This is a genomic window from Pantoea stewartii subsp. stewartii, from assembly GCF_008801695.1.
GTDB lineage: Bacteria > Pseudomonadota > Gammaproteobacteria > Enterobacterales > Enterobacteriaceae > Pantoea > Pantoea stewartii.
Window position 1 is genome coordinate 1 of sequence record NZ_VZPF01000226.1, and the last position, 534, is coordinate 534.

General features: G+C 46.8%; 1 protein-coding gene. It reads right to left on the reverse strand.

All coding sequences use genetic code 11. The features are described from left to right. Window positions 1-126: 126 nt before the first annotated feature. Window positions 127-327 (reverse strand): helix-turn-helix transcriptional regulator, encoded by a 201-nt coding sequence (locus tag F7Q90_RS25880; RefSeq protein WP_071988790.1) that lies wholly within the window; start codon window positions 325-327, stop codon window positions 127-129. Window positions 328-534: the final 207 nt, after the last annotated feature.

A 534-nucleotide genomic window follows, 5' to 3' on the forward strand; every position in this document is an offset into this window, starting at 1 on the left:
TATTGGTGCTATGATCGACATTGCTCAGTCCGGCTGGTGATTTGGGATATTCAGCGATTGATCAGATCGCATAAACCGGACTGAGTTCCCTCTAAGGGATCTACTATTCCGAGCAGTTATTTAGGATTAGTGCGTAGTACCGCCTTTGCGGTCAGTTAACCATGCCTGAATTGAAGCAATATCAAAGCGAGTTACACCATCACTGAGTTTTACGGGTTTTGGAAACTTGCCTTTTTTAACCCAACTCCAGAGTGTGGATTCACTAATCTGGAAATGGTGCATGACCTGAGCGGGGCGCATATAGCCGGATTCTGGAAGGGTACCCATAATGAAAGCCTCATGGAGTGTTATACAGTCATGAGGAGCATAACGATGAAATTAAATTAATTGAAATGGCAAGCTATTTTGCACGTAAGCGTCGCATTCAGACCGTATTGACGTTCAGGCAGAGGGAAGCTCGACCTTCCATGGCAGCAGATCGCGGACCCGGTTCACCGGCCAGTCCTGTATATGACCGATGACGTAACGCAACCA

Coding starts and splice junctions, on each gene's coding strand:
- F7Q90_RS25880 (WP_071988790.1), bottom strand. CDS start 327: ATGGGTACCCTTCCAGAATCCGGCTATATGCGCCCCGCTCAGGTCATG.